Source organism: Stenotrophomonas sp. 22LJNL06-5-1 (assembly GCF_056861455.1).
This window is the reverse complement of the sequence record NZ_JBSPUE010000001.1, coordinates 721,083-734,412: the sequence shown is the minus strand read 5'-3', so window position 1 is coordinate 734,412 and position 13,330 is coordinate 721,083. Positions and strand designations below refer to the sequence as shown.

Here is a 13,330-nt window from a genome sequence, read left to right as displayed (position 1 = left end):
CACGATCCGCACAACAAGGTGGAAGACCTCATGACGTCCTATTCGTTCACCGAAAAAAAGCGTATCCGCAAGGATTTCGGCAAGCAGCGCTCGATTCTCGAAGTGCCGTTCCTGCTCGCCATCCAGGTGGATTCCTATCGTGAATTCCTGCAGGAAAACGTCGATCCGGCCAAGCGCACGGACCACGGCCTGCACGCTGCGCTGAAGTCGGTCTTCCCGATCGCCAGCTACAGCGGCAACGCTGCCCTGGAATACGTCGGCTACAAGCTGGGCGAACCGGTCTTCGACGAGCGTGAGTGCCGCCAGCGTGGCATGAGCTACGGCGCCCCGCTGCGCGTGACCGTGCGCCTGGTGATCTACGACCGTGAGTCGTCGACCAAGGCCATCAAGTACGTGAAGGAGCAGGAGGTCTATCTGGGCGAAATCCCGCTGATGACCGAGAACGGCACCTTCATCGTCAACGGCACCGAGCGCGTCATCGTCTCGCAGCTGCACCGTTCGCCGGGCGTGTTCTTCGACCACGACCGTGGCAAGACCCACAGCTCGGGCAAGCTGCTGTACAGCGCCCGCATCATTCCTTACCGCGGCTCCTGGCTGGACTTCGAGTTCGACCCGAAGGACGCGCTGTTCACCCGTATCGACCGTCGCCGCAAGCTGCCGGTGTCGATCCTGCTGCGCGCGCTCGGCTACAGCAACGAAGAGATGCTGGCCGAGTTCTTCGAGATCAACACCTTCCACATCAACCCGGATGAAGGCGTCCAGCTGGAGCTGGTGCCGGAGCGCCTGCGCGGCGAAACCCTGGGCTTCGACCTCGCCGACGGCGACAAGGTCATCGTGGAAGCCGGCAAGCGCATCACCGCGCGCCACATCAAGCAGCTGGAAGCCTCGGGCATCGCCGCCCTGGCCGTGCCGGACGACTACATCGTCGGCCGCATCCTGTCGCACGACGTGGTCGACGCCTCGACCGGCGAACTGCTGGCCCAGGCCAATGACGAGATCACCGACGAGCAGCTGCAGGCCTTCCGCAAGGCCGGTGTGGATGCCGTGGGCACCCTGTGGGTGAACGATCTGGATCGTGGCCCGTACCTGTCCAACACCCTGCGCATCGACCCGACCAAGACCCAGCTGGAAGCCCTGGTCGAGATCTACCGCATGATGCGTCCGGGCGAGCCGCCGACCAAGGATGCCGCGCAGAACCTGTTCCACAACCTGTTCTTCACCTTCGAGCGCTACGACCTGTCCGCGGTCGGCCGCATGAAGTTCAACCGTCGCGTGGGCCGCAAGGAAACCACCGGCGAAGCCGTGCTGTACGACCGCAAGTACTACGGTGAGCGCAACGACGAAGAGTCCAAGCGCCTGGTTGCCGCCCACGGCGACAGCTCCGACATCCTGGACGTGATCAAGGTCCTGACCGAGATCCGCAACGGTCGCGGCGTGGTCGACGATATCGACCACCTGGGCAACCGTCGCGTGCGTTCGGTCGGTGAAATGGCCGAGAACGTGTTCCGCGTGGGCCTGGTCCGCGTCGAGCGCGCGGTCAAGGAGCGCCTGTCGATGGCCGAGTCGGAAGGCCTGACCCCGCAGGAGCTGATCAACGCCAAGCCGGTCGCCGCTGCCATCAAGGAGTTCTTCGGCTCCTCGCAGCTGTCGCAGTTCATGGACCAGAACAACCCGCTGTCGGAAGTGACCCACAAGCGTCGCGTCTCGGCCCTGGGCCCGGGCGGCCTGACCCGTGAACGCGCCGGCTTCGAAGTGCGCGACGTGCACCCGACCCATTACGGCCGCGTCTGCACCATCGAAACCCCGGAAGGCCCGAACATCGGCCTGATCAACTCGCTGGCCGTGTACGCCCGCACCAACCAGTACGGTTTCCTCGAGACCCCGTACCGCAAGGTCGTGGACGGCAAGGTCTATGACGAAGTCGAGTTCCTGTCGGCGATCGAAGAAAACGAGTACGTCATTGCGCAGGCCAACGCCCTGACCAATGCCGACAGCGTGCTGACCGAGCAGTTCGTTCCGTGCCGCTTCCAGGGCGAATCGCTGCTGAAGCCGCCGGCGGAAGTCCACTTCATGGACGTCTCGCCGATGCAGACCGTGTCGATCGCGGCCGCGCTGGTTCCGTTCCTGGAGCACGATGACGCGAACCGCGCACTGATGGGCGCCAACATGCAGCGTCAGGCCGTGCCGACCCTGCGTGCGCAGAAGCCGCTGGTGGGTACCGGTATCGAGCGCGCCGTGGCGCGTGACTCCGGTGTGACCGTGAACGCCCGTCGTGGTGGCGAGATCGTGCAGATCGACGCCGCCCGCATCGTGGTCAAGGTCAACGAGGAAGAGATCGTTGGCGCCACCGACGCAGGCGTGGACATCTACAACCTGGTCAAGTACACCCGTTCGAACCAGAACACCTGCATCAACCAGCGTCCGCTGGTCCAGGTGGGTGACGTCATCGCCCGCGGCGACGTGCTGGCCGACGGTCCGTCCACCGACATCGGCGAACTGGCCCTGGGCCAGAACATGCTGATCGCGTTCATGCCGTGGAACGGCTACAACTTCGAAGACTCCATCCTGCTCTCCGAGCGCGTGGTGGAAGAGGATCGTTACACCACGATCCACATCGAAGAACTGACCTGCGTCGCGCGTGACACCAAGCTGGGGCCGGAGGAAATCTCCGCCGACATCCCGAACGTCTCCGAGCAGGCGCTGAACCGCCTGGACGAGAGCGGCGTGGTGTACATCGGTGCCGAAGTCCGCGCCGGCGACATCATGGTCGGCAAGGTCACCCCGAAGGGCGAAAGCCAGCTGACCCCGGAAGAGAAGCTGCTGCGCGCGATCTTCGGCGAGAAGGCTTCGGACGTTAAGGACAGCTCGCTGCGTGTTCCGCCGGGCATGGACGGCACCGTCATCGACGTGCAGGTCTTCACCCGCGACGGCATCGAGAAGGACAAGCGCGCCCGTCAGATCGAAGAGTCTGAAATCAAGCGCGTCAAGAAGGACTTCGACGACCAGTTCCGCATCCTGGAAGCCGCCATCTACATGCGTCTGCGTTCGCAGATCGTGGGCAAGGTGGTCAACGGTGGCGCTGGCCTGAAGAAGGGTGACGTGATCAGCGACGCCTTCCTGGACGGCCTGAAGAAGGCTGACTGGTTCGCCCTGCGCATGAAGGACGAAGACGCTTCGGAAGCCATCGAGCGCGCGCAGAAGCAGATCCAGGCGCACGAGAAGGAATTCGAGCGTCGCTTCGCCGACAAGCGCGGCAAGATCACCGCCGGTGACGACCTCGCCCCGGGCGTGCTGAAGATGGTCAAGGTGTTCCTGGCCGTGAAGCGCCGCATCCAGCCGGGCGACAAGATGGCAGGCCGCCACGGCAACAAGGGTGTGGTCTCCAACGTGGTGCCGGTCGAGGACATGCCGTACATGGCCTCGGGCGAAACCGTGGACATTGTGCTGAACCCGCTGGGCGTGCCGTCGCGTATGAACATCGGCCAGATCCTGGAAGTGCACCTGGGCTGGGCCGCCAAGGGCCTGGGCCGCAAGATCCAGGCGATGATGGAAGCCCAGGCGGCGGTTGCCGACCTGCGCAAGTTCCTGGACGACATCTACAACCACGACGACACCAACGTGGCCAACCGTGTCGACCTGTCGCAGTTCAGCGACGAGGAACTGCTGCGTCTGGCCCGTAACCTCACCGACGGCGTGCCGATGGCCACCCCGGTGTTCGACGGCGCCACCGAAGCGGAAATCAAGCGCATGCTGGAACTGGCCGACCTGCCGAGCAGTGGCCAGACCCAGCTGTATGACGGCCGCACCGGTGAAGCGTTCGATCGCCACACCACCGTCGGTTACATGCACTACCTGAAGCTGAACCACCTGGTCGACGACAAGATGCACGCCCGTTCGACCGGTCCGTACTCGCTCGTCACCCAGCAGCCGCTGGGCGGCAAGGCGCAGTTCGGCGGCCAGCGCTTCGGTGAAATGGAAGTCTGGGCGCTGGAAGCCTACGGCGCGGCCTACACCCTGCAGGAAATGCTGACGGTGAAGTCCGATGACGTGCAGGGCCGCAACCAGATGTACAAGAACATCGTCGACGGTGAGCACGAGATGGTCGCGGGCATGCCGGAATCCTTCAACGTGCTCGTGAAGGAAATCCGCTCGCTGGCCATCAACATGGAACTGGAAGACAACTGATCCATGCCGGCGCGGCGGCCTCCGCCGCCGCGCCGCTGGCAGTCAACTGAAAGCCCATCGACACAGCATTCCTCCTTCTGGAGAACACCATGAAAGACCTGCTCAACCTCTTCAACCAGCAGCGCCAGACGCTGGACTTCGACGCGATCAAGATCGCGCTGGCCTCGCCGGACCTGATCCGTTCGTGGTCCTTCGGCGAAGTGAAGAAGCCGGAAACCATCAACTACCGTACCTTCAAGCCGGAACGCGACGGCCTGTTCTGCGCCGCCATCTTCGGCCCGGTGAAGGACTACGAGTGCCTGTGCGGCAAGTACAAGCGCATGAAGCACCGCGGCGTGGTCTGCGAAAAGTGCGGCACCGAAGTGACCCTGGCCAAGGTGCGTCGTGAGCGCATGGGCCACATCGACCTGGCCTCGCCGGTCGCGCACATCTGGTTCCTGAAGTCGCTGCCGTCGCGCATCGGCCTGATGCTGGACATGACCCTGCGCGACATCGAGCGCGTGCTGTACTTCGAAGCCTACGTGGTGACCGAGCCGGGCCTGACCGCCCTGGAGCGCCGCCAGCTGCTGACCGAAGAACAGTACCTGCAGGCGCGCCAGGAGCACGGTGACGACTTCGACGCCGCGATGGGCGCCGAGGCCGTGTACGAACTGCTGCGCACGATCGACCTGCAGTCGGAAATGACCCGCCTGCGCGAGGAAATTGCCGCTACCGGTTCGGAAACCAAGCTCAAGCGCCTCACCAAGCGCATCAAGCTGATCGAAGCCTTCCTGGAATCGGGCAACCGTCCGGAATGGATGGTCATGACCGTGCTGCCGGTGCTGCCGCCGGACCTGCGTCCGCTGGTCCCGCTGGATGGCGGCCGCTTCGCGACCTCCGACCTGAACGACCTGTACCGCCGCGTCATCAACCGTAACAACCGCCTGCGCCGCCTGCTCGAACTGAGCGCGCCGGACATCATCGTGCGCAATGAAAAGCGCATGCTGCAGGAATCGGTCGATGCGCTGCTGGACAACGGCCGTCGTGGTCGTGCCATCACCGGCACCAACAAGCGCCCGCTGAAGTCGCTGGCCGACATGATCAAGGGCAAGCAGGGTCGCTTCCGCCAGAACCTGCTGGGCAAGCGCGTCGACTACTCGGGCCGTTCGGTCATCGTGGTCGGTCCGTACCTGCGCCTGCACCAGTGCGGCCTGCCGAAGAAGATGGCGCTTGAGCTGTTCAAGCCGTTCGTCTTCGCCAAGCTGCAGCGTCGTGGCCTGGCCACCACCATCAAGGCCGCCAAGAAGCTGGTCGAGCGCGAAGAAGCCGAAGTCTGGGACATCCTGGAAGAGGTCATCCGCGAGCATCCGGTGATGCTGAACCGCGCGCCGACCCTGCACCGTCTGGGTATCCAGGCGTTCGAGCCGGTGCTGATCGAAGGCAAGGCCATCCAGCTGCACCCGCTGGTCTGCACCGCGTTCAACGCCGACTTCGACGGTGACCAGATGGCCGTCCACGTGCCGCTCTCGCTGGAAGCCCAGCTGGAAGCGCGTGCGCTGATGATGTCGACCAACAACATCCTGTCGCCGGCCAACGGCGAGCCGATCATCGTGCCGTCGCAGGACGTCGTGCTGGGTCTGTACTACATGACCCGCTCGCTGGAAAACAAGAAGGGCGAGGGCATGGCCTTCGCCAACATCGCCGAAGTGAAGCGTGCCTACGACAACCGCGTGGTGGAACTGCACGCGCGCGTCAAGGTCCGCATCACCGAAGTGGTGACCGACGAAGACGGCGTCAAGCAGCCGAAGACCTCGATCGTGGACACCACGATCGGTCGCGCCCTGCTGGCTGAAATCCTGCCGGAAGGCCTGCCGTTCGCGCTGGCCAACACCGAGCTGACCAAGAAGAACATCAGCCGCCTGATCAACTCCAGCTACCGCCAGCTGGGTCTGAAGGACACGGTCGTGTTCGCCGACAAGCTGATGTACACCGGCTTCGCTTACGCGACCCGCGCCGGCGTCTCCATCGGCATCGATGACATGCTGATCCCGGACGAGAAGAAGGGCATCCTCACCGAGGCCGAAGCCGAAGTGCTGGAAATCCAGGAGCAGTACCAGTCGGGTCTGGTCACCGCCGGCGAGCGCTACAACAAGGTGGTCGACATCTGGTCGCGCACCAACGAGCGCATCGCCAAGGCGATGATGGACACCATCGGTACCGAGAAGGTCGTCAATGCCAAGGGTGAGACCATCGACCAGAAGTCGATGAACTCGCTGTACATCATGGCCGACTCCGGTGCGCGTGGTTCGCAGGCGCAGATCCGTCAGCTGGCCGGTATGCGTGGCCTGATGGCGCGTCCGGACGGCTCGATCATCGAGACGCCCATCAAGGCGAACTTCCGTGAAGGCCTGAACGTGCAGGAGTACTTCAACTCCACCCACGGTGCCCGTAAGGGTCTGGCCGATACCGCGCTGAAGACCGCGAACTCGGGTTACCTGACCCGTCGTCTGGTCGACGTCGCGCAGGACGTGGTGATCACCGAGGTGGATTGCGGTACCACCGAAGGCCTGATCATGACTCCGATCGTGGAAGGCGGCGACGTGGTCGAACCGCTGAAGGACCGCGTGCTGGGTCGCGTGGTTGCCGAGGACGTGTTCCTGCCGGGCAACGACGAAGATCCGATCGTCACCCGTAACACCCTGCTGGACGAAGCCTGGGTCGCCAAGCTGGAAGACGCCGGCGTGCAGAGCATCAAGGTGCGTTCGACGATCTCGTGCGAATCGGCCTTCGGTGTCTGCGGTCGCTGCTACGGCCGCGATCTGGCCCGTGGCCACCTGGTCAACATCGGTGAAGCGGTCGGCGTCATCGCTGCCCAGTCCATCGGTGAGCCGGGTACCCAGCTGACCATGCGTACGTTCCACATCGGTGGTGCGGCGTCGCGAGCTGCTGCGGTCGACAACATCACCGTCAAGACCACCGGCTCGGTCAAGTTCAGCAACCTCAAGTCGGTCGAGCATGCCAACGGCTCGCTGGTGGCAGTGTCGCGCTCGGGCGAAATCTCGGTGCTCGATGCCCACGGCCGTGAGCGTGAGCGTTACAAGCTGCCGTACGGTGCGACCATCACGTCCAAGGACGGTGATGCGATCAAGGCTGGCCAGACCGTGGCCAACTGGGATCCGCATAACCACCCGATCGTGTCGGAAGTGGCCGGCTTCATCCGCTTCATCGACTTCGTCGACGGCATCACCGTCATCGAGAAGACCGACGAGCTGACCGGCCTCGCTTCGCGCGAAATCACCGATCCGAAGCGTCGTGGTACCCAGGCCAAGGACCTGCGCCCGATCGTGCGCATCGTCGACGCCAAGGGCAACGACCTGTCGATCCCGGGCACCGATCTGCCGGCGCAGTACCTGCTGCCGCCGCGCTCGATCGTCAACCTGCAGGACGGCGCTGCCGTCGGCGTGGGTGACGTGGTCGCCAAGATCCCGCAGGAAGCGTCGAAGACCCGCGACATCACCGGTGGTCTGCCGCGCGTGGCCGATCTGTTCGAAGCGCGCAAGCCGAAGGATCCGGCGGTGCTGGCCGAGCGTTCGGGCATCATCAGCTTCGGCAAGGACACCAAGGGCAAGCAGCGCCTGATCATCAAGGACACCGATGGTTCGGAGCACGAAGAGCTGATCCCGAAGTACCGCCAGGTCATCGTGTTCGAAGGCGAGCATGTCACCAAGGGTGAAACCATCGTGGACGGCGAGCCGAGCCCGCAGGACATCCTGCGTCTGCTGGGTGTCGAACCGCTGGCCGCCTACCTGGTGAAGGAAATCCAGGACGTGTACCGCCTGCAGGGCGTGAAGATCAACGACAAGCACATCGAGGTGATCACCCGCCAGATGCTGCGCAAGGTCGAGATCACCGACCAGGGCAGCAGCAAGTTCCTGAACGGTGAACAGGTGGAGCGTCAGCGCGTTATCGAGGAGAATGCGCGCCTGTCGACCCGCAACGAGCTGCCGGCGCACTTCGATCCGGTCCTGCTGGGTATCACCAAGGCCTCGCTGGCGACCGAATCGTTCATCTCGGCCGCGTCGTTCCAGGAAACCACCCGCGTGCTGACCGAAGCGGCCGTCCGCGGCACCTCGGACAACCTGCGTGGCCTGAAGGAAAACGTCATCGTGGGTCGCCTGATTCCGGCCGGTACCGGCCTGGCGTACCACAGCAACCGCCGTCGCGGCGCTTCCGGTCTCACCGAGTCGGAAATGCAGACCCTGGCCGGCACCCCGGCTGCGGTCGAGGCACCGGTGGTTGAAGCCGAAGCTGAACAGGCCTCGGGCGAAGAATGAGGTATCCGGTCCGGCCGCAAGGCCGGACCACCCCATCGGTCCATTGATGGGTAGGGAAAGGGCAGGGGAGGTCGTCCGCGATCGACCCGGCCAACCTGAACGGGGTACATGGAGGCCCCCCAGTAACGTTCCGGGATCAGGAACGGGCTTGACAGGAGGCGTTTGACTGCTTTCCTGGCAGGTTGCTACAATCGTCTGTCTCAGCAGGCCAGAATTTTGGCCTGCTTTAACATTTCCGCATCTCTGGCCGGATTTCCGGCCACCAATCAGAAGAACCTACTGATGGCGACGATCAACCAGCTGGTCCGCAAGCCGCGGCAAGCGACCACCTACAAGAGTGCCTCGCCGGCGCTCGACAAGTGCCCGCAGCGCCGTGGCGTCTGCACCCGTGTCTACACCACCACTCCGAAGAAGCCGAACTCGGCTCTGCGCAAGGTTGCCAAGGTCCGCCTGACCAACCAGGAAGAAGTGATCTCCTACATCGGTGGTGAAGGCCACAACCTGCAGGAGCACTCCGTGGTCCTGATCCGCGGCGGTCGCGTCAAGGACCTGCCGGGTGTGCGTTACCACACCGTTCGTGGCTCGCTCGACGCCGCCGGCGTTGCCAAGCGTCGCCAGGCCCGTTCCAAGTACGGCGCCAAGCGTCCGAAGGCATAAGGAGAGAGCACTATGTCGCGTAAGGGTAATACTCCGCAGCGTTCCGTCCTGCCCGATCCGAAGCACGGAAGCGAAACCATCGCCCGCTTCATCAACATGGTCATGCAGAGCGGCAAGAAGTCCGTCGCCGAAAAGATCGTGTACGGCGCCATGGACGTGATCACCGAGAAGAACAGCAGCGCCAACGCCATTGAGCTGGTGCAGAAGGCTCTGGACAACGTCGCTCCGGCGGTCGAAGTCAAGTCGCGCCGCGTCGGTGGTGCCACCTACCAGGTGCCGGTCGAAGTGCGTTCGTCGCGCAAGATGGCTCTGGCCATGCGCTGGCTGATCGACTCCGCGCGCAAGCGTGGTGAGAACACCATGCCGAAGAAGCTGGCTGCTGAACTGATCGACGCCTCGGAAAACCGTGGCGGCGCCATCAAGAAGCGCGAAGAAACCCACCGCATGGCCGAAGCCAACAAGGCATTCGCCCACTACCGCTGGTGAGTTTGACGGCCTTGTAAAACAGGCAGGGCAGCACCACTTCGGTGCGTGCTGCCTCGCGGTCCCAGAAGGACTGCGCCAATCCGAAGGCCGCCGAAAGGCGGCGTTCGGCCATCCGAAATCCAAGAAATCTGAGAGGCTCCCGTGGCCCGTTCCACTCCCATCGAGCGTTACCGTAACTTCGGCATCATGGCTCACATCGATGCCGGCAAGACCACCACGTCCGAGCGCATCCTGTTCTACACCGGCAAGAGCCACAAGATCGGTGAAGTGCACGACGGCGCCGCCACCATGGACTGGATGGAGCAGGAGCAGGAGCGTGGCATCACGATCCAGTCCGCTGCCACCACTGCGTTCTGGAAGGGCATGGACAAGTCCCTGCCGGAGCACCGCTTCAACATCATCGACACCCCCGGGCACGTCGACTTCACCATCGAAGTGGAGCGCTCGCTGCGCGTGCTCGACGGTGCCGTCTTCGTCCTGTGCGCCGTCGGTGGCGTGCAGCCGCAGTCGGAAACCGTGTGGCGCCAGGCCAACAAGTACCACGTGCCGCGCATCGCGTTCGTCAACAAGATGGACCGCACCGGTGCCAACTTCCAGAAGGTCGTCGGCCAGCTGAAGGCCAAGCTGGGCGCGGTTGCCGTGCCGATGCAGCTGCCGATCGGCGCTGAAGACAACTTCAAGGGCGTTGTCGACCTGCTGAAGATGAAGGCCATCCATTGGGATGAGGCTTCGCAGGGCATGAAGTTCGAATACGGTGAAATCCCGGCCGACCTGCAGGGCCCGGCTGAAGAGGCTCGCCAGTTCATGGTCGAGACCGCTGCCGAAGCCAGCGAAGAGCTGATGGAAAAGTACCTGGGCGGCGAAGAGCTGGCTGAGGCTGAAATCATCAACGCCCTGCGTACCCGCACCCTGGCCACCGAGATCGTGCCGATGTACTGCGGCTCGGCCTTCAAGAACAAGGGCGTGCAGGCCATGCTGGACGGCGTGATCCAGCTGCTGCCGTCGCCGGTCGACGTGCCGGACGTGAAGGGCGTGGACGTTGACGACGATACCGTCGAAATGACCCGCAAGTCGGACGACAAGGCTCCGTTCTCGTCGCTGGCCTTCAAGATCATCACCGACCCGTTCGTCGGCGCGCTGACCTTCTTCCGTGTCTACTCGGGCACCCTGAACGGTGGCGACACCGTGCTGAACTCGGTGAAGGGCAAGAAGGAGCGCATCGGCCGCATCCTGCAGATGCACTCGAACAACCGCGAGGAAATCAAGGAAGTTCTGGCCGGTGACATCGCCGCTGCCGTGGGCCTGAAGGACACCACCACCGGTGACACCCTGTGCGCCGTGGACGCCCCGATCATCCTGGAGCGCATGACGTTCCCGGAGCCGGTGATCTCGATGGCCGTCGAGCCGAAGACCAAGTCGGACCAGGAAAAGATGGGTCTGGCGCTGGGCCGTCTGGCGCAGGAAGATCCGTCGTTCCGCGTCAAGACCGACGAAGAATCCGGCCAGACCATCATCTCGGGCATGGGCGAGCTGCACCTGGACATCATCGTCGACCGCCTGAAGCGCGAGTTCAACGTTGAAGCCAACGTCGGCGCGCCGCAGGTGGCCTACCGCGAAACCATCACCCTGGCCGACGTCAAGTCGGACTACAAGCACGCCAAGCAGTCCGGTGGTAAGGGTCAGTACGGTCACGTCGTGATCGAACTGTCGCCGATCACCGCTGCCGACCGTGCCGATCCGAAGCTGGCTCCGGCCATCAAGGACGACTTCCTGTTCATCAACGACATCACCGGCGGCGTGATCCCGAAGGAATTCATTCCGTCGGTTGAAAAGGGCCTGCGCGAAACCATCACCAGCGGTCCGCTGGCTGGCTTCCCGGTCGTGGACGTCAAGGTGAAGCTGGTGTTCGGTTCGTACCACGACGTCGACTCCTCGGAAATGGCGTTCAAGCTGGCTTCGTCGATGGCCTTCAAGCAGGGCTTCGCCAAGGCCAAGCCGGTGCTGCTGGAGCCGATCATGAAGGTCGAGATCGTGACCCCGGAGGATTACCAGGGTGACGTGATGGGCGACGTCAGCCGTCGTCGCGGCGTGCTGCAGGGTTCCGACACCACCGGTGACGGTTCGGCCAGCATCATCAACGCGATGATCCCGCTGGGTGAAATGTTCGGCTACGCCACTGCGCTGCGTTCGCAGACCCAGGGTCGCGCCACCTTCACCATGGAATTCGATCACTACGAGCCGGCTCCGACCAACATCGCCGAAGCCGTCATGAAGAAGGGCTGAGCCTCGCTCAGCCTCTCTTGAAACCACTTACGAACAATCAAGGTATAGAACAATGGCAAAGGGTAAGTTCGAGCGCACCAAGCCGCACGTCAACGTCGGCACCATCGGTCACGTCGATCACGGCAAGACCACGCTGACCGCTGCACTGACCAAGATCGGTGCCGAGCGCTTCGGTGGCGAGTTCAAGGATTACTCCTCGATCGACGCCGCTCCGGAAGAAAAGGCGCGTGGTATCACGATCTCGACCGCGCACGTCGAATACGAATCCCCGGTCCGTCACTACGCCCACGTCGATTGCCCGGGCCACGCTGACTACGTCAAGAACATGATCACCGGTGCTGCCCAGATGGACGGCGCGATCCTGGTGTGCTCGGCCGCTGACGGCCCGATGCCGCAGACCCGCGAGCACATCCTGCTGTCGCGTCAGGTCGGCGTGCCGTACATCGTCGTGTTCCTGAACAAGGCCGACATGGTTGACGACGCCGAGCTGCTCGAGCTGGTCGAAATGGAAGTGCGTGAGCTGCTGAGCAAGTACGACTTCCCGGGCGACGACACCCCGATCATCGCCGGTTCGGCCCGTCTGGCGCTGGAAGGCGACCAGAGCGACATCGGCGTGCCGGCCATCCTGAAGCTGGTCGATGCCCTGGACAGCTGGATTCCGGAGCCGGAGCGCGCGATCGACAAGCCGTTCCTGATGCCGGTGGAAGACGTGTTCTCGATCTCGGGCCGCGGCACCGTGGTGACCGGTCGTATCGAGCGCGGCGTGATCAAGGTTGGCGACGAAATCGAAATCGTCGGCATCCGTCCGGTGCAGAAGACCACCGTGACCGGCGTTGAAATGTTCCGCAAGCTGCTGGACCAGGGTCAGGCAGGCGACAACGCTGGCCTGCTGCTGCGCGGCACCAAGCGTGACGACGTCGAGCGTGGCCAGGTCCTGGCCAAGCCGGGTTCGATCAAGCCGCACACCAAGTTCGAAGGCGAAGTCTACGTCCTGTCGAAGGACGAAGGCGGCCGTCACACCCCGTTCTTCAACGGCTACCGTCCGCAGTTCTACTTCCGTACCACCGACATCACCGGCGCAGCTGCTCTGCCGGAAGGCGTCGAAATGGTGATGCCGGGTGACAACGTCAAGATGGTCGTCACCCTGATCAACCCGGTGGCAATGGACGAAGGCCTGCGCTTCGCCATCCGCGAAGGCGGCCGTACCGTCGGCGCCGGCGTGGTCTCGAAGATCATCGAGTAATCTGGTAGTATCTGCGCCCCGATGTTGCCTGGGTAGGGCATCGGGGCGTATCAAATGGGAAAGCAGGCACAGGATGTGCCTTGTGTTCCCCGGACCAGGAAGGGTCAATGCCATTCAGGCGGCGTCAACAGGCGACTGTTGACAGCTGCCTTGCGTGCCGTTA

Annotated in this window: 6 protein-coding genes; all 6 read left to right on the top strand. The window is 63.5% G+C overall.

Features of this window, described 5'->3' with window-relative positions; genetic code table 11:
- Positions 1-30: 30 nt before the first annotated feature.
- The 6 genes from rpoB to tuf all read left to right on the top strand — a co-directional run bounded on the left by rpoB (position 31) and on the right by tuf (position 13,167).
- Entirely contained in the window at positions 31-4,185 is a 4,155-nt protein-coding gene (gene rpoB, locus AC13GF_RS03470; RefSeq protein WP_049401089.1) for a DNA-directed RNA polymerase subunit beta, read from the top strand.
- 89 nt (positions 4,186-4,274) lie between these two features.
- Positions 4,275-8,498 (top strand): DNA-directed RNA polymerase subunit beta', encoded by a 4,224-nt coding sequence (gene rpoC, locus AC13GF_RS03465; protein WP_483003251.1) that lies wholly within the window; start codon positions 4,275-4,277, stop codon positions 8,496-8,498.
- A 282-nt stretch (positions 8,499-8,780) separates the two neighbouring features.
- The gene (rpsL, locus tag AC13GF_RS03460; RefSeq protein WP_004145320.1) at positions 8,781-9,155 is read left to right on the top strand and encodes a 30S ribosomal protein S12; all 375 of its coding nucleotides are present in this window, start codon (positions 8,781-8,783) and stop codon (positions 9,153-9,155) included.
- Positions 9,156-9,167: 12 nt separating this feature from the next.
- Positions 9,168-9,641 carry a 30S ribosomal protein S7 gene (gene rpsG / locus AC13GF_RS03455; RefSeq protein WP_004145321.1) on the top strand — a complete coding sequence of 158 codons (474 nt, stop codon included), beginning with the start codon at positions 9,168-9,170 and terminating at the stop codon, positions 9,639-9,641.
- A 141-nt stretch (positions 9,642-9,782) separates the two neighbouring features.
- Complete coding sequence (gene fusA / locus AC13GF_RS03450) at positions 9,783-11,924, top strand: elongation factor G (protein WP_049435135.1); 2,142 nt, start codon at positions 9,783-9,785, stop codon at positions 11,922-11,924.
- A gap of 52 nt (positions 11,925-11,976) precedes the next feature.
- A complete protein-coding gene (tuf, locus tag AC13GF_RS03445) occupies positions 11,977-13,167 on the top strand; it encodes an elongation factor Tu (protein ID WP_004154360.1) in 1,191 nt (396 codons plus the stop codon).
- The last annotated feature ends 163 nt before the right edge of the window (positions 13,168-13,330 follow it).

Excerpts from the sequence above, each read along its gene's own strand:
- tuf (WP_004154360.1), top strand. The coding sequence starts at position 11,977 with ATGGCAAAGGGTAAGTTCGAGCGCACCAAGCCGCACGTCAACGTCGGC.
- rpoB (WP_049401089.1), top strand. The coding sequence starts at position 31 with ATGACGTCCTATTCGTTCACCGAAAAAAAGCGTATCCGCAAGGATTTC.
- rpsG (WP_004145321.1), top strand. The coding sequence starts at position 9,168 with ATGTCGCGTAAGGGTAATACTCCGCAGCGTTCCGTCCTGCCCGATCCG.
- rpsL (WP_004145320.1), top strand. The coding sequence starts at position 8,781 with ATGGCGACGATCAACCAGCTGGTCCGCAAGCCGCGGCAAGCGACCACC.
- rpoC (WP_483003251.1), top strand. The coding sequence starts at position 4,275 with ATGAAAGACCTGCTCAACCTCTTCAACCAGCAGCGCCAGACGCTGGAC.